A 16646-nucleotide genomic window follows, 5' to 3' on the forward strand; every position below is an offset into this window, starting at 1 on the left:
ACTGCTTGGTAACTGGAAAAACCGGTGCATTTCATCCGAATTCGGGAGGTTCGTCCATCCGGTGATGGTTCGATCCGTTCGGCCGCACCGAGCGGGCGCTTGTAAGCGGAAAGGCTTGGCGTGGATAGCATTTCGTTTATTTCGAATATCATAGACCCAACCGTCAACCCGACGCAAAGGTTCCCATGCCCGCCACCGCCATCCCCAGGACGCTGCCCACCGAAGAAGACATCGCGCTGGCCCGAGAGTCGGGGCGTGCGCTGTCGGCCGTGCTCCAGTCCCACGCCGACATCCGGCAGCTTGATTTCCATAACGACACGGGCGCGGTGTGTGCCGTGCGCCTGCCGACATCGGCCTTGCGTCTGCTGCTGGACGTGCTGACCGAGATCGGCCAAGGCAACGCCGTGTCGATCCTGCCGATCCACGCCGAATTGACGACGCAGGAAGCGGCCGACGTACTCAACGTCTCGCGGCCCTTCCTGGTGCAATTGCTAGAGAAGGGCGACATGCCGTTTCACAAGGTCGGCACGCACCGCCGGGTGCGTTATCAGGACGTGATCGCGTACAAGACGCGCATCGATGCGCAGCGGCATCAGGCGCTGGACGAACTGGCCGCGCAGGCGCAGGAACTCGGGATGGGGTACTGAATTTGAAATCGCAAAAGGATTGCCAGAAAATGCAGCAAACTATCTTGAATAGTCGCCTTGTGCTCCCTTGTGCTTCAAACTTTTGAACGGGTTGTCCAACAGATCCTTCTCAGTGAGCGACTTTGTCCTAAGAGTTGGCGTATCAAAAATAGATGCTGGCAATCCAAACGGTCTCATTCCCGTAGGTACTGCACCCGGCACCTGAAACACCAAGTCTCCAAACGACAACTGCGGAACCTTGATCACACCTGAGTACGGATTCTGGTGCGGGTTGTACATCGGCAGCGTCTGCTCCAGCCACAGCCCGAGTTCTTTACCCGTCACGTAGCCGTCGCCCACCCTCGATCCCCGCCCACCCAGCGCCTCGATGAACAGCGGCACGAATAGGCTCTGTGCAGGCAACACCTCCTCCGGCCCACCAGCCGCAATGAACTGCCGCACCGGCTGAGCGGCCTTCCCTGTCAGGAAACGAAACCGCTCCGACACCGACGCACCACGCGACTCCGATTGGGTCAAAGCTTCCTTGCTCATGAAGATACTTCCCGAGAAACAACTGTCAAACAGGAACACCGCGTGTCGCGCCCGGATCGACTTCGCCGAGGTTTGCAGCGACTCGATCGGCAGCGCCTTGGAGAGAAACCCCTGCAGATTCAGGTTCGGGTCCAGCGCATCTGTCGGCACCAGATAGCCCATCTCGGTCTCGCGGTCGGTGTGGCCGTGCCCGGAGAAAAACACTAGCAGCCGGTGGTTCTCGTCGCGTCCGTATTCGGCCAGAAAGCTCTGGATCGCCGACTGCAACTCCACCCCTTTCGGATCGGACACCCGCCGCACCCGAAAACCGTGCGGGCGCAGCGCTTCGGCCACATGATCCATCTCGCGTCCGGTTTGTTTCAGCGGCTTCCAGCCCTTGCGACTCACCCCAAGATAGTCGGAGACGCTGATCAGCAGCGCGTGGCTTTGCTGATACAAGGGCAGACGCTCGCCTTTCTCATCGACCACGCTCGGCTGTGGCCCGGTCGGCTCGTAGTCCTTGACCACCATTGCCTGCGCCGCCCCACAGGACATCCACAGCGCCAGCGCAACCCAGCCAGCGCGGCGACGCCATACCCGCGTCATTTCTTATCCCCACTAGCTGCCGTTTCGCTCGACGCACCCGCCAGGATCTTCGCGCCATACGCATAGTCCTTGTAGACCGACACTAACCCCTGCGCCAACGCCGGAAAGGCGAGCACGCCCGCCACGATGTAGAGCAGCGGCAGCCCCTTTGTATCGTCAACCGACGCCGCATCTGCCTCGACCCGATCACGCAGGAAGCCTGTCGTCTTCACCGCTTGCGAAAGCCGAGGCGCCGGCACCTGCCACGTCACATCTAGGCCGTCCGCCGCACAAACCGGGCCGCCAAGCCCTGCAACCCCGGCGGCCACCACCACCTGAAGAAGAACCCCGCGCCGTTGCACCATGTCCGCTCCCGAAAACTGCTTTGCAACTGGAAAACCGGTGCATTTCAACCGAATCCGGTCGCGGCGTCCACCCTGCGTTGCGCCATGCCCGGCAAGGGGTGGGAACCGTGCTCAGCCGGCCAGCAGCCGCTCCACCAGCCCCACCTGCTCATGCTCGAACGCCGGCTCCACATCACACAGATCCCGCTCGGTCATCCCTACCGCCGCAGAACGCGCCAGCCCCTTCCAGCCCCGCACGGCCCGATGCACCTCCGCCAGGATCTCCAGCGCCGCCAGCCGGGTCAGCCGGAAATGCCCCGCTGCCTCGACCACCTCGGCCACCGAATCGGTCGGGCCGGTGGCTTCGGTCAGCCAGGTCTTGAGTTCGCGGTCCTTGTCGGGGAACGGGTTGAGGTCGAACGCGGGCGCCAGACGCCATTGCCCCCGCCCGGCGTACAGGAAGCCGTGGTTCTGCAGGTGGTCATCCACGTTGGTGATCAGCAGGTTGAAGACGATGCGGCGCCACAGTTGCGCCAGATCGCGGGCCGGATCGGCGCAGGTGGCCACGATCGCGTCGGCAATCTCGGTGTAGGCGTGGTCCTCGTGCCGTGACGCCTGGAGCATCGACGCGGCGGACAGGTACGGCACCCGCGCGCCCGTGCTGGTGCGGTCGAAACGCCGGATCAGCGCCACCGGCATCTCCTCGCACAACACGATGCGCGACGCCGCCGTGTCAATGCCCGCCGCTGCCGCCAGGTGCAGCGCCAGCACCTCGCCGCGCGTGACGCTGCGGTCGTCGGCCACGCTCGGGAACTTGCCGATCGCGAGCCACCCGGTGTCGTCGATGACGGTGCATTTCGGCCGCATGCCGCCCAGCGAGGTGCCACGGCCGCGCAGGTAGCGCAGGTCCGCCTCGGTGTCGGTGCCAGTCTCGACCGCCCGGCTCGCCCCGAGCAGATGCCCGAGTTCGAGCAGCGGCGGCACGCCGCGGCCCGTGTCCTGCGCCACCCTCAGGAAGCGGCCCTGGTCATCGCACAGCCGCAGTGCCCCGATGCGGCTGATGTCATCGACGCCGAGCAGGTAGTCCAGTTCGGTCAGCGCCACCGCAGCCAGCGGCTCGCCCGTGGCCGCCCGCTCGCGACGGCGCTTGGCGTGGTCGCGGGCAATGACGCGGCGTCCCCAGCCGTCGGGCGCGGTGTCGGCCAGGGCGAAGTGGAAGACCGAGTCGTCCCGTGACGCCGCCTTGCGGAACTGCCGGCCCTCGACCAGCGGCAGATCGGGCGACACGGCAAAACGGTCCGGTGACTGCAGCCATGCGCGGTCGTAGGCAAACGAGGTGCTTTCACGCGGGCCGCTCTTGTGGTGGTCCAACTGGCCGACCACCTGCGCCGACGCGCCCAGCGCCACGGTAATCTGGCGCTGCAAGGCGGACTTGGGTGCCACGCGGCTCACAGCGCCCCCGACTCCGGCGTGATGCGCCGCCGGCGGATGCGCTGCGGCAACTGCTCGTCCATCAGGCTCAGCCCGATGGTGTCGGTCGCGGTGTCGAGCAGCCCGCCCAGGCGCTCGATCTCGCCGAGCACGAACAGCGCCCGGGCGACGGTGCCGACCGCCACGCTCGGATCGCCGCGCTCCAGCCGCCGCAGCGTCGCCACCGAGGTGCCGATGCGCTCGGCCATCGATTCCTGGGAGAAATGGCGGCGGCGACGGGCGAGTGACAGGTCTCGACCGAGTCGGGTCAGGGCGCGGGCGACAGGCAGGGGGTCTGGGAATTCATTTCCGCTCATATAAAACACTTTATACGCTTCTTCCGCTACTTTGTAAGCGACAAAGCCAGTGCCTCAAACTTGTGCCCAGTTCTCCAGCCGCAACCCCGGCACCCGCTCGAACTCCCGCGTGTTGTTCGTCACCAGCGTGCAGCCCAGCGCCAGCGCGTGCGCCGCAATCAGCATGTCCAGCGACCCGATCGGCCGACCCTGTCGCTCCAGTTCGCTGCGCAGCGGGCCGTAGCGGCGCATGGCGCCCTCGTCGAACGGCAGGATGTCCAGCGGCGCGAGGAACTTGTCCATCGCTTCCTGGTTGCGGGTCGAACCACTCTTGGCAACCCCGAAGGACAGTTCCGCCCCGGTGATCGAGGAAATGGCGATCTCGCCGATCTGCCGGCCGACGAAGTGGTCGAAGACATGCGGCGGGCGCCGGTTGATGATGTAGACGCAGATGTTGGTGTCGAGCAGGTAGCGCGGTGTCACCACGGCGGTGGCGCTCATGGCAGCAGATCTTCCCGGCTCGCCTGCTCAGGCTGTTCGCGCTGCAGCTCGAATCCCGGCTCGAACTCGTCCAGCGCCTCGCGCATCAGCGCCCACGGCGCCTCGGCCGGCAGCAGCAGCACGCCATTGCCGAACCGACGGGCGATCACCTCGGTGCCCTCGAAACGCAGGGACTTGGGCAATCGGACGGCCTGGCTGCGGCCGGACATGAAGAGCTTGGCAGTGTTGGCGGTGGGTTGGGTCATGACCAATGGTAGATCTCGCCAGAAACACCGTCAAACCAGCTTCACTCGACCCCGCCCAGCGGATCCCCATCATCCGCCTCAGCCTCCGGCCACAACGCCGGAAAGTAGAACCGCAGTGCATGCAACGGCAACCCGAAACGCACCCGCCCTTGCGGCGTGTCACTGCCCAGCAAACCCCGCTGCAACATCGCCCGCAACAGCGACCCCGCCGTGCGCTCGCCCAGGCCGGTCATCTGCTTGAACTCGCCGCGCTCCAGTGCCCCATCGGTGACAAACAGGTAATGCAGCGGTCGCAACGCCGCCATCCGGACGCCCGAGCGCAGCGTCTGCTCCTCGAAGGCGAGGCAGGCGGCGATGCGGCGTTCCATGTCGCCCAGGCGCAGCAGCCCGAACATGAACGCCACCTGATCCTGGCAGACCGACAGCACGTAGCCGATCCAGTCCACCAGCGCCCGCTGGCTCAGGTTGCCCCGGCCGTCCAGATCACCGCGGCGCGATTCGTCGGCCGCCGCCAGCAGCGCGTAGTAGCGGTCGGTGCTGCGTGCAAAACCCCGCAGCGGCGACCACAGCCCTCCGGTGTAGCCCAGCGCCGCCAGCATCGTGTGCGTGTGCAGCCGCATCACCCGGCCATTGCCATCGACGAACGGGTGGATCCAGCCCAGCCGCTGGTGCGCAGCGGCCAGGGCCAGCAAGGCGGCTTCACCGCGGCGGGTGTTGCCGTACACCTCGGCCCAGCGGGTCAGGAAGGTCGGCACCGCCTGCCACGCCGGGGCGATGTGGCGGCCGACGCTGACCTCGCGGGTGCGCAGGGCGCCCGGCTCGACCGCGGGGCTGGCGTCGGGATGCAGGTCTTCGGGCGGCAGACGGCTGAACAGTTCGCGGTGGATGTCCTGCACGGCCTCGGCGCTGTAGAGCCGCCGCGCACCGTCGGCACCGGTGTAGTGCGACTCCAGCACCCCCTCGGTCTCGATGTGCGCCACCGCCAACCGCTGTCGGGCGGCCAGTTCGCGGTTGCTGGAGAAATCGCGCCGCAGCGCCTGCTCGATCTCGAACGGGCGCGTGTGCTGGCCCTCGATGCTGTTGGAGTAGTACGAGTTCATGCTGCGCAGCAGGCGGCGCAGCTCGGTCGGCACGGCTGAACCCGCCAGCCCCAGCGCCGACCGCGCCAGGTCATGGGCTTGTGACAGCAGCGGCGACTGCGCGGCGTCGGACGGCAGCAGTGGCTCGAACTGGTGGATGGAGTCGTAGAGCGTGCCCATGGTTTGCCAACATCATGGCATGCTCAACTGATTGTCAATCAAGCAGTTTTTTACTTTCATGCCAAGTGTCTTGCCAACTTGAATGCCAGGCACTACGAATTTGCCGGAACCATTCGATCAGCCGGTCACCACCCCCCGCATGAACCGCCCCACCTGCTCCCGCATCCCCTGCGTGACCGCCTCCCAGACCCCGCCCGACAGGTCCGCCGGCCGCAGCCCCTGCACCACCGCAATCGCCGAGTCCACCCCCTCGACCAGCGCCACCATCTCCGCCCACAAGGCTTCGCCGCCGACGGACAGCGCCAGCGCCTGCCAGTGCCGCGTCTGGATCTCGCGCAGCCGGTGGTGGGCATTGCGCGTGCGCACGGCCATCGCGAGCCGCGCCCGGCGCGGCGAGAGCCGGTCAGCGCCCTCGCCGATGATCGGCCACGCCGACAGCACGTCGTAGAGCGGCGTCAACCGGAAACCGCCGCCGCGCTGGTGGAACAGGGAGAAGTTCTTGGCGTGGCCATCGGTCGCGGCCAGTAGCCAGAACGCGAGCTGCGTGCACAGGAAATGGCCGCGATCCGCCAGCGCCTGCGTGCTGCCGGACAGCAGACCGAGGCAGGTCGCCATCGTCGGGCCGCCGTCGGTTTCGTACTTGCGGTCGGGTGGTGTGCCGGTCGCCTGGCAGAAGTCTTCCTGCGGCAGCCGGGCAATCCAGGCATCCGCCCCCTGCCCGATCGAGGTCTCCGCCACCGACAACCCCAGCGCCTGCAGCAGTTGCGCGCACAGCCATTCGTTGTCCACCGAGTCCCGCATGTCCGCGCGCAGATTGCCGACCAACCCGAGCGGCAGCTTCAGGATGTGCGTCGTCGGGGTTGCGCCATGCGGGCGGCGCCAGTGGCCGTCGTGCCAGAGCAGCGCTGTCTTTTCCTGCGCACCGGCGATCGAAAGCCGGAACTCGTCGGCGTCATCGTCCGGCGCGGCGGGTGCCGTCACGGCGGACAGCAGGCGCGCGACGTGATGCCGAAGCGCGCACGCAGCCGGGCGCGGATCGTCTCGCTGTCGGGCAGCAGGTTGTCAAAGTAGTGCGTGACCACCGGGCCGCGGATCTCGGACAGGCCCGGCGTGATCGGCAGGGACAGCGACAGCGCCCGCCCGTTCGGGGAGTGCGCCCACGCCGCGTCATAGCGGAACATGGCAGCGCCGCGCACGTCCGTCCACAGCCCGACGGACTCGCCATTCATCCACACCCGCAGCGCGGTCGCCATGGCCACCCCGCTCACCACTCGGCGTCAGACGCAGCCGCCGCGCCTTCGCCGGTCGGCCGCAACACCAGTTGCACCCCGAGCACCGCCAGCACCTGGCACAACTGCGCGACGCTGATCGCCGTCGGATCGCGCTCGATGCGTGCCACACGGCTCTGTCCGACGCCGAGGCGCTGACCGAGTTGCGCCTGGCTCCAGCCCTTCGACTGGCGCAGGTCACGCAGGTGGAGGGAGAGCTGGCTGGGCGTCTGGAGGAGGTAATCCATGCGGCACACGATATGCCTCATGGAGCATAAAGGCAATTCATGCCGAATCAGGCATACCCTGCAGACTCACCTCATACCGCCACGACCTTCCGGTTCCCCACCCCCGGCAGCACCCGCAGCGCCTTGTCCGACACCACCGCGTACGTCCGCGACGTCACCGTGCTGACGTAGACCCAGTCGGCGCGGCACTCGGCCGGCGTGGCGGTCACCACGAGGTAGCCGCGGCGCGCCGTGTCCGCGTAGACCAGCGGCCCGATCAGCTCGGTCAGGCTGGCGGCGAGCACGGCGGGGTTCTCGTTCGGCAGCACGGTCTCGAAGCCGGGTGAGGTCACCGAGCTGGTCGCGAACTCGACGCCGACCGCGTTGCCGCTGGCGTCCTGCAGGTCGCTGGCCCAGGCGTTGTGCGTGTCGCCGGCCAGCACGACGAGGTTCTTGTTCTGCGCCCGCGCGAGGCCCAGCACCTGCTCGCGCGCCACCGGGTAGCCGTCCCACGCATCCAGGTTGTACGGCACGCTCGGCTGCATGAGGACCGCCTGTTCGGTCGCGGTGAGCGTGGCCGGGGCGGTGCGGGCCTTGTTGACGATCGCCGCGTAGGCCGAGACGCTGACGCCCGCGCCGGGGACCAGCGCGTCCAGCAGGATCGGCGCCGGGATGTTCATGCGGCCCATCAGCACCTGCTGGCCCAGCACCTGCCACGTCGCGGACGAGGCGCTCATCTGCCCCTGCAGCCACGCGGTCTGCGTCGCTCCCATGAGCTGGCGCGCCGGGTCGGAGATCGCGGTGGTGAAGGCGGCGGCGTTCAGGCCGGTGGCGGTGAGGTAGCTGGCGTAGTCGAGCTGCTGGTCGCGGGCGAGCACGCGGGTGTCGAGCATGTGCAGCGCCAGCAGGTCGCCGAAGGCAAAGCTGCGGTAGATCGACAGCCGGTCCGCGCCCGTGCGCACGGGCAGCCACTCGTGCCACGCTTGCACGGCGGCGGCGCGGCGGTCGGCGAAGGCGCCTTCGGTGGCCGCGGAGTGGTTGTCGGCGCCGTTGCGCCAGGTGTCGTTGGCGACTTCGTGGTCGTCCCACACGGCGATCATCGGCACGGCAGCGTGCAGGGCCTGCAGGTCAGCGTCGGCGCGGACCTGGGCGTAGCGCTGGCGGTAGTCGGCCAGCGTCAGCAGCTCGGTCGCCGGCAGGACGAGGCGGCCGAGCGCGGCGGCCTGTTCGTTGGCGTAGCCGTCGCGGCCGTATTCGTAGAGGTAGTCGCCGAGGTGCAGCGCCGCGTCCAGGTCGTCGCGCTGCGCGGCGGCGGCGTAGACGTTGAAGTAGCCGGCCGCGAAGTGCGCGCAGGAGAACACCGCCAGCCGCACCTGGCTGACCGCGCCGACCGGCAGCGTGCGGGCGCGGCCGACGAGCGAGACCTGCGTGCCGACCTTGAAGCGGTACCAGTGGCGCGTGGCGGGCTGCAGGCCGGCGGCGTCGACCTTGACGGTCCAGTCGCGGCTGGCGTCGGTGGTGGTGGTGCCGCTGGCGACGAGGGTGGTGAAGGCGGCGGTGGTGGACACTTCCCAGGCGACGGTGACGGATTCCACGGCCACCAAAGTCTGGGCGAGGGTGAGGCGGGTCCAGAGGATCACGCGGTCGGACAGCGGATCGCCGCTGGCGACGCCGTGGGCGTAGGCGACGGTGGGCGTGGCGACGGCGGGCGTGGGGGCCGGTGTGTCACTGCCACCACCGCCGCAGGCGCTCAGGCCAAGCGTGCCGAGCGCGAGGCCGCCGAGGGCGAGGTCGCGGACGAAAGAGCGGCGGTCGTTGGACGGCGGGTCAGCGTGGTGCATGGCGGTCTTTGGCGGGAAGAAGGATGCCCGGACGCTAACCGACTGGCGTGATGGCCGCGTGACGGTGGGTTACGCACCAAGGTGTGCGAAGCCACTCAGTGCCCCGGCATCCGCCGCAGCGACGCCGCCATCCGCACCAGCCCCTGCGTCACCGATTCGAACACGCGCGCCGAAAACCCGATCGGCAGTCGTGCACCGACCCGCTCCACCACGTCATCCGTCGCCGCCAGCACCCGCTCGATCAGGGCCTCGGCATCGCGCCCGTGCCCGCAGTGCTGCGCCATCGCGTTGAAATGCCGCCGCTGCACCTCCTTGAAGTGGTAGTGCCGGCGCTTGCCCACCACCGCCATCGCCAACCGGGCCTTGTGCCACGACCACTGGTTCGGCCCTGCACCCTCAACAGGCCAGATCGACATCACGTCGTACAGCGGCGCCAGCCGGTAACGCCCGCCAGGCAACAGGTGCAGGCTGAAGTTCTTGGCGTGGCCATCCGGCGCGGCGAGCAGCCAGAACAGGAGCTGCGCCGTGAGCAGCGTCTCGGTGTCGCGCGCCGCCTCGTCGGACTGGCGCAGGATCTGCGCGAGGTCACGCACGCCGGGGCCACCGTCTGATTCGTATTTCAGGTGCGGTGGCAAGCCCAGCGCCTGGCAGAAATCCTCCTGCGGCAGCCGCAGCCACCATTGCCCTGACGGGTGCAGCCGCCGGTCGAACCGCTCGACGCTCAGCACACGCCGTGCCCCGAACGTCAGGATCTCGCACGACGGCACCGGCAAGCCGTATTCGCGCAGCAGGTTCAGGCACAGCCATTCGTTCTCGACCGACGACGACAGGTCCACCCGGCTGTTGCCCACCAGCCCGAGCGGGAGTTTCAGGATGTGGGTGGTCGGCGTGGCGCCGTGCGGACGCAGCCACTGGCCCTGGTGCCGCAGCAGCGCGGTTTTCTCCTGCGCCCCTGCGAGCGACAGCCGGAAGTCGTCTTCGTCGGCATCGTGCATCCCCAAAGCCACAGGCGCCACGACGCGGCTCAGGTACTGCTCGACCGCCTCGTCATCCAGGACCGTGCCCTCGATCCGGTCGAAACCGCTCGGCGTGTCGTCCTCGGGCAGCAACTGCACCGCGCCGACGCAGTCCCGCCCGATGGCCTGCAGCAGGTCGAACGCGCCAATCGATGCCGTCCTGAACTTGCTCGCCAGACGCCTGCGGATCTCGTCGCTGTCGGGCAGCAGGTTCTCGAAGTAATGGCCGACCTGCTCGCCGACATGCGGCGCGTCATCCGCCCGGAACGGCAGGGACAGCGAAAGCGGCCGGCCCTGGGGCGAGGCCATCCAGGCAGCGTCGTAGCGGAGTTCCATCGGGCCGCTCGCCGGCAGGTGCCAGGTGCCCACCCGCTCGCCGTTGGACCAGATCGACAGTGCCTGGGACTTGGATCGGCGGGCCATGCGTTACCTCGTCTCGACCCGCTCACCACTCGGCCGGGGTCGCCGGCTCGTCCGTTCCACGCACCTGCAGCGTCAGGTCCAGCCCGAGGCTCCCGCACAGCGCCAGCAGTTGCTCGACCGTCATCGACCCCGGGTTCTGCTCCAGCTTCGACAGCCGTGACTGGCTCAGGTTGACGCGCACGGCCAGTTCGGTCTGCGACCAGCCGGCGCGCTTGCGGGCCGATTGCAGCAACTGGCCGATCTGGTAGGTGGTGCGCAGGAGGTGCTTCATGGGGGCATTTTATTCTTTATTGGAATAAAACGGGTTTATTCCTAATGGGAATATTCAGTTCCTTGTGCGACCTTCGAGCAGGGTGAGTGCTGCGTCAATGCCTGCAGCCCCGCGGGGCATCAGGACGTCGGCGATCCATCCCAGGATGGTGTCCGCCTTCTTCTGGATGTCGTCGATGGCCCAGAGTCGCAGACGGGTCAGATCGCCGACCTGGGCCATCTTCACCTTGGCGAGTTTGGCCTCCAGCTTCTCGTGTTCGCCTTGCCAGTGCAGGGTGCAATCGAGTCGGTCACACGGGTCCGCGATGTTGACTTCGTCCAGCGGGATGGCGATGACCTTGCCATGGAACCGCGCCCGATCACCCAGCACCTGGGCGTGCAGGTGGACCAGCTCCTGCATGCAGTAGATCGACTCCAGATACCGCTTGCTCAGGACGACGATGACACGATCGGCATTCGCGATCTCGCGTTCGAAATCCGAAATCCAATGTCCGGGACGCATCTCGCGGTTGTCACGGCGCAGCACGTAGCCATTGGCGGCGAGCTTGGCTTCCAAGCCGTCGACTAGCTGTTCGCTCTCGCCGCGCCAAGCATAGGACACATACACCGGCAGCGGTTCGCCCTCGGCTAGCGGCAGCGGCCCCGGCTGTAACGCAGCGAACGGCGCAGCCTCACTCGGCACATCTCGCATGCCTCGCGGCTCAGCGAGTGCCTCGTCACGCCAGACCACGTCCGGCTTGGCACCAATGTTGATTCGCTCGATTGAATCGACAACCTCACGCGCCAGCGCCGCCGCATTCGCCCCGGTCGTCTCGACCGAAATCCACCCGCCGCCCTGCCCGCTCGGGTCCGGCAATTCGCTGCGGATGCACACGACGCCTGCGGCCTTCTGGTCGTAGAAACACACGCCGTAGCGCCAGTAAACGGCCTGCACGCCTGCGCGTGCGCCGATGCCGCACAGCAGCGCCCGCAGCACGCCTTCGTGCAGAAAGGCGTAATGCAGTTTCACCTCGGCTTTGGCTTCGGCGCCTTGCCAGATGCCAGCGATCTGCCACGCCACCGCGTTTTCTAGCGGCAGCAGCGCCGGGGCGACATACGTGTCCGCTGCGATCTTGAAACACGTCTGGCACTTTTCCATCATCGACAGGAAGAGCTTGCGTTCTTCTTCGGTGCGGTTCTGCCAGACCAGCAGCGCCAGCAGTTGCGGCGTGAACCGCCCGTGCTGCTGGCGGATCAGCGGCAGCGCCGAATCCCGGTGCAGCACCGCATACATCCCGTCCAGCGCCCACGCCTGATCCAGAACGACCTGATCGCCGAACACGCCCTCTTTCCAGAAAACCTGCCCGCTGCGGTGCAGATACTCCAGCACGACGCCCGGCACGGCGGTCTGGTGCTGCTCGACGCACAGGCGCTCGAATGCGTCGCGGGGCAGCGTCCGAATCCCCTGCTCGTCGCGCATCCGGCGCAGGTCATCGCCGACCGCGACCCAGTTAGCCGGCAGTTGCACCTCGCCGTACCGTTCCAGTTGATACCGCGCCGCAGATTTCAGCTCCAGCATCAGCCGCGCCATGCCATCGCCACGCTTGGCGCTGCAATCGGCAACGCGCAGCCGCTCGAAGCCATGGTCGGCCGGTATCGGCGGCGCGCTGCTCACATCGCGTTCGCGATCGCACTGCGTCTGCACGACGATCACCGGTGCGCTTGGTCCAGCCAGCGAGCGCACATATTCCAGCCAGTACCGCAGCGGCCGATTGCGCATCGGCACGCCGTTTTCCTCGAACTCGTCGGTGTTCTCGTGGCTTGGCGTCCACGCGATCACGTACACCGCACGGTCGTCGAGGAACAGCGCGTGCGTGCCCAGATAGACATCCTGGCCGCCGAAGTCCCAGAAGCGGAGATCGACGGTTTGCTCGGGTGGATCGGCCTCGGTGTCGCCGTCAATCAGACGGGTTTGGCCGAGGCTGATCCCATGCGTGGACGAGATAGACGCATCGAATCCCTCGCCTTTCAGTCGGCGGCAGATCTGCGTCTTGCCGACGCGGCCGTTGCCGAGGACGAAGAGTTTCAGGTCGGCGTTGGGGGCGATGCCGGCGGCGAGGTCGCGGTGCCAAGCACTGACACGGGGGAAGCAGTTGTCGCTGTACTGACTCTCTGAACCCAACTCGACCGGGGCGCCAGTCAGCCGATTCGCATACAGTTTCTCCAGCGCCGGCCAACACGTCAGTGGCAAATCTCGGATGCCAACGGGTAACGGCACGGAGCCGTACACATTGAGCTCTTGCAGGTCCGCCAAGGTACTGAGCACGCTCACGTCCGTCAGTTGGTCGCACCAACCCAGGTCGAGCTGCTGCAGGCCCGTCAGGGTGCTGAGCACGCTCACGTCCGTCAGTTGGTAGCACCCATTCAGGTTGAGTTGCTGCAGGCCCGTCAGGGTGCTGAGCACGCTCACGTCCGTCAGTTGGCCGCACCCACTCAGGTCGAGTTGCTGCAGGCCCGTCAGGGTGCTAAGCACGCTCACGTCCGTCAGTTGGCCGCACCCGCTCAGGTTGAGCTGCTGCAAGCCCGGCAGGCTGCTCAGCACGCTCACATCCGTCAGTTGGCGGCACCAGATCAGGTCGAGCTGCTGCAAGCCCGTCAGGCTGCTCAGCCCGCTCACATCCGTCAGTTGGCTGCACTGGCTCAGGTTGAGCTGCTGCAAGCCCGTCAGGCTGCTCAGCCCGCTCACATCCGTCAGTTGGCGGCACCAGCTCAGGTCGAGCTGCTGCAAGCCCGTCAGGCTGCTCAGCCCGCTCACATCCGTCAGTTGGCTGCACTCGCGCAGGTCGAGCTGCTGCAAGCCCGTCAGGCTGCTCAGCACGCTCACATCCGTCAGTTGGCTGCACCCGCTCAGGTCGAGCTGCTGCAAGCCCGTCAGGCTGCTCAGCTCGCTCACATCCGTCAGTTGGCTGCACTCGCGCAGGTCGAGCTGCTGCAGGCCCGTCAGGCTGCTCAGCACGCTCACATCCGTCAGTTGGCTGCACCCGCGCAGGTAGAGCTGCTGCAAGCCCGTCAGGCCAGACAACGGTTTGATGTCGAACAGAGGAAATGATTGGTCCCACCAATCCTCTGCACCTCTATCCGGACCACAAAGCAAAGTTTTTAGCCCGATGAGCTGCGCCAGTACCCGGATATCAGTCAGCTTCTGGCACCCGCGCAGATCCAGGGTTTCCAGATCAGTCAACGCCCCGAGATCGTCTGGCAGCCTCTCAATGTCGAGCCCTCTCAGCAAAAGCTCACTGGCTCCACTGGCCTTCGCCTCGGCAATCCGCCGCTCCGCCTCTTCGTAGTCACCCGCCATCGCCCGCCCCCTGTTTTATCGCGCCCACAAACCAACAAGCCGCAGATGGTAAGTCTGCGGCTCGTGCGGCGGGAAGAGGCGGAGAGGTCATCCGGCCAGCATCTCCATCGGCACCGAGAACCGTGCCGCCAGCGCCTGCACTTGCCGCAGATTGAGCCGCCGCTTGCCGGCCAGCACCTCGGAGACGACACCTTGCGAGCCGATCTCGGGCAGGTCGGATTGCCGCAGCCCGTGCTCTTCCATCAGGCTGGCGAGCACGCTGGCCGGCGTGCTGGTGTCGGGCCATGGATGGACGCGGTGTTCGTACTCACGGATGCGGTCGGCCAGGATCTCGACTAACCCACCCAGCGGGTGCGCCGGATCGGCAGCCACGGCATCGAAAAGCTGGTCCACGACCGCGAGCATCTGTTCGTAGTGCGCTTCATCGGCGATCGGGGTGCCCAAGCCGAGCGCCTCATGCAGCGCGACCCAGTGCGTCGAGATATCGGAGAGGTTCATTTCCAGGCTCCTTTGTCGTATTCGGTGTGTGTGAGCACCGCCTTGATCCACACCGTGCGCCGAGCAAAATCCACGCCCGCGATCAGCCGGTACTTGTTGCCGCCAATGTTGAACACGTAGCGTTCACCCACCTTGTCCACCGCCGGGAACACCGCTCGCAACTGCGAGAAGTTCTCGTAGTCGCCCTTCTCGATCTTGCGGCGGTAGTCCTGCAAGGGCTGGTGCGCGTCGGGGTGTTCTTCCGCGAACTCGCGCAGCGCCTTGTTGGAGATGAGCTTCATCGGCATAGGGCGACTATATCTCAAATTGAGATTAAATCACAGCTGTGCGTGGATACCCGCGTGCGCGGGCATGACGGTAGGGGTAGCGACGTGCTGGCGTCAGGCCGCGGGGAACAGCCCTTCCACCGTCCGGTACAACGCCTTGAACCGCTTGTGGCGCCCGCCCAGCATCTCCGCTTCGGCGACATCTGGCTGAAAGGTCGCGGCGATTTCGGGAGCAGGACAAACCTCCTCCACCGCACCACCATCCGCCAGCCACGCCAGCCGCGCCGCCCCCAGCGCCCCGCCGGCCTCGCCCCCCCGCCGCGTCACCATCGGCACCCCGATCGCGCTCGCCAGCAGTTGCGCCCACAGCGCGCTGCGCGCCCCGCCGCCGACCAGCGACAGGCTCGCCACCTCCCCCGGCTGCACGCCCAGGCTGTGCCACCCATCCAGCAGCCCGAAGGTCACACCCTCGACCACCGCATACCCGAGCGCCGCCACATCGTGGTCATTCGTCAGCCCGAAGAAGCAGCCCTGCGCGTGCGGGTTGTTGTGCGGCGTGCGCTCGCCGTTGAGGTAGGGCAGGAACAGCGGGGCGCGTTCGCGCTGCTGCGGCGTCATCTGCGCGACCTGTTCGAGCAGCGCCGCCTCGCTCGCCGCGCCGACGAGGTGCGTGACCCAGCGCAGGCCGTTGGCGGCGCTGAGCATCACGCTCATCTGGTGCCAGGTGCCGGGCAGCGCGTGGCAGAAGGCGTGCATCGCGCTGGCCGGGTTCGGGCGGAAACGGTCGCTGGTCAGGAAGATCACGCCCGACGTGCCCAGCGAGACAAAGCCCTCGCCCGGCCGCACCGCGCCGATGCCGACCGCGCTCGCCGCGTTGTCACCACCACCGCCCGCGATCACCACACCCGCCGGCAAGCCCCAGCGCTCGGCCAGCTCCGCCTTGAGCACGCCCGACACCTCGCTGCCCTCGACGAGCCGCGGCATCTGCGCCTCGGTCATGCCACACGCGGCCAGCACATCGGCCGACCAGCGCCGCTCGGCGACATCGAGCCACAGCGTCCCCGCCGCGTCGCTCATCTCGCCGACGCGCTCGCCGGTGAGCATGAAGCGCAGCCAGTCCTTGGGCAGCAGCACGGTCGCCGTGCGGGCGAAGAGTTCCGGCTCATGCTTGCGCACCCACAGCAGCTTCGGCGCCGTGAAGCCGGGCATCGCCAGGTTGCCAGCGATGTCGTGCAGCCGCGGACACGCCACCTCCAGCTCCACACACTCGGCCCCGCTGCGCCCGTCGTTCCACAGGATCGCCGGCCGCAGCACCTCGCCCGCCGCGTCCATCAACACCGCGCCGTGCATCTGCCCGGACAGCCCGATCGCACGCACCTGCGCGAGCGCCACCCCATGTTCCGCCTTCAGCCGCTGCATCGCCCGCTCGGTCGCCGCCCACCACTCGCCGGGCACCTGCTCGCTCCACAGCGGCTGCGGGCGCTGCACGGTCAGCGGCTCGCCGACGACGGCGTGGATCTGGTGCTGCGCGTCGAGCAGCAGGAACTTGACTTCGGACGTGCCGAGGTCGATGCCGAGGTACATGTACATGTCAGTGCTCACAAGGAAGTCCGCAAAGAGGAGGTGTGTGTCCTGGTGTCCAC

The 16646-nt window shown here is 67.2% G+C and carries 16 protein-coding genes and 1 pseudogene; 1 reads left to right on the forward strand and 16 read right to left on the reverse strand.

Features of this window, described 5'->3' with window-relative positions; all coding sequences use genetic code 11:
- Positions 1–185 precede the first annotated feature (185 nt).
- Entirely contained in the window at positions 186–647 is a 462-nt protein-coding gene (locus AABN02_RS17240) for a helix-turn-helix domain-containing protein (protein WP_338416142.1), read from the forward strand.
- 39 nt (positions 648–686) lie between these two features.
- On the opposite strand, the gene AABN02_RS17245 is transcribed toward AABN02_RS17240, so the two are convergent.
- From AABN02_RS17245 to xylB, 16 genes and pseudogenes are all read right to left on the reverse strand, one after another.
- Positions 687–1763, reverse strand: coding sequence for a caspase family protein (locus AABN02_RS17245; RefSeq protein WP_338416143.1), 1077 nt, complete (start codon positions 1761–1763; stop codon positions 687–689).
- Entirely contained in the window at positions 1760–2107 is a 348-nt protein-coding gene (locus tag AABN02_RS17250; protein ID WP_338416144.1) for a hypothetical protein, read from the reverse strand. The genes AABN02_RS17245 and AABN02_RS17250 overlap by 4 nt, the downstream gene beginning before the upstream one ends.
- A 111-nt stretch (positions 2108–2218) precedes the next feature.
- Positions 2219–3529, reverse strand: coding sequence for a type II toxin-antitoxin system HipA family toxin (locus AABN02_RS17255; RefSeq protein ID WP_338416145.1), 1311 nt, complete (start codon positions 3527–3529; stop codon positions 2219–2221).
- Positions 3530–3534: 5 nt separating this feature from the next.
- On the reverse strand, positions 3535–3873 hold the full coding sequence (locus AABN02_RS17260; protein WP_338416146.1) for a helix-turn-helix transcriptional regulator: 339 nt from the start codon (positions 3871–3873) through the stop codon (positions 3535–3537).
- Positions 3874–3927: 54 nt separating this feature from the next.
- On the reverse strand, positions 3928–4353 hold the full coding sequence (locus tag AABN02_RS17265) for a type II toxin-antitoxin system VapC family toxin (protein WP_338416147.1): 426 nt from the start codon (positions 4351–4353) through the stop codon (positions 3928–3930).
- Complete coding sequence (gene vapB, locus AABN02_RS17270) at positions 4350–4598, reverse strand: type II toxin-antitoxin system VapB family antitoxin (protein WP_338416148.1); 249 nt, start codon at positions 4596–4598, stop codon at positions 4350–4352. The genes AABN02_RS17265 and vapB overlap by 4 nt, the downstream gene beginning before the upstream one ends.
- Positions 4599–4639: 41 nt before the next feature.
- Positions 4640–5857, reverse strand: a complete 1218-nt coding sequence (locus AABN02_RS17275) for a Fic family protein (protein ID WP_338416149.1) — start codon at positions 5855–5857, stop codon at positions 4640–4642.
- Between the two features lie 117 nt (positions 5858–5974).
- Positions 5975–7110 (reverse strand): annotated as a pseudogene (locus tag AABN02_RS17280) (HipA domain-containing protein).
- 11 nt (positions 7111–7121) lie between these two features.
- Positions 7122–7373 carry a helix-turn-helix transcriptional regulator gene (locus AABN02_RS17285; protein WP_338416150.1) on the reverse strand — a complete coding sequence of 84 codons (252 nt, stop codon included), beginning with the start codon at positions 7371–7373 and terminating at the stop codon, positions 7122–7124.
- Between the two features lie 71 nt (positions 7374–7444).
- Positions 7445–9193: an alkaline phosphatase D family protein gene (locus AABN02_RS17290; protein WP_338416151.1), complete on the reverse strand. Its 1749-nt coding sequence runs from the start codon at positions 9191–9193 to the stop codon at positions 7445–7447.
- A 95-nt stretch (positions 9194–9288) separates the two neighbouring features.
- Positions 9289–10632, reverse strand: coding sequence for a type II toxin-antitoxin system HipA family toxin (locus AABN02_RS17295; protein ID WP_338416152.1), 1344 nt, complete (start codon positions 10630–10632; stop codon positions 9289–9291).
- Between the two features lie 22 nt (positions 10633–10654).
- On the reverse strand, positions 10655–10903 hold the full coding sequence (locus tag AABN02_RS17300) for a helix-turn-helix transcriptional regulator (protein WP_338416153.1): 249 nt from the start codon (positions 10901–10903) through the stop codon (positions 10655–10657).
- 54 nt (positions 10904–10957) lie between these two features.
- Positions 10958–14239, reverse strand: a complete 3282-nt coding sequence (locus AABN02_RS17305; RefSeq protein ID WP_338416154.1) for a leucine-rich repeat domain-containing protein — start codon at positions 14237–14239, stop codon at positions 10958–10960.
- An 87-nt stretch (positions 14240–14326) separates the two neighbouring features.
- Positions 14327–14737, reverse strand: coding sequence for a transcriptional regulator (locus AABN02_RS17310; protein WP_338416155.1), 411 nt, complete (start codon positions 14735–14737; stop codon positions 14327–14329).
- Complete coding sequence (locus AABN02_RS17315; RefSeq protein WP_338416156.1) at positions 14734–15024, reverse strand: type II toxin-antitoxin system HigB family toxin; 291 nt, start codon at positions 15022–15024, stop codon at positions 14734–14736. The genes AABN02_RS17310 and AABN02_RS17315 overlap by 4 nt, the downstream gene beginning before the upstream one ends.
- Before the next feature lie 93 nt (positions 15025–15117).
- On the reverse strand, positions 15118–16587 hold the full coding sequence (gene xylB, locus AABN02_RS17320) for a xylulokinase (RefSeq protein ID WP_338416192.1): 1470 nt from the start codon (positions 16585–16587) through the stop codon (positions 15118–15120).
- Positions 16588–16646: the final 59 nt, after the last annotated feature.

The sequence above is a fragment of the uncultured Sphaerotilus sp. genome, assembly GCF_963924895.1.
In the GTDB taxonomy this organism is placed as follows: Bacteria; Pseudomonadota; Gammaproteobacteria; order Burkholderiales; family Burkholderiaceae_C; genus Sphaerotilus.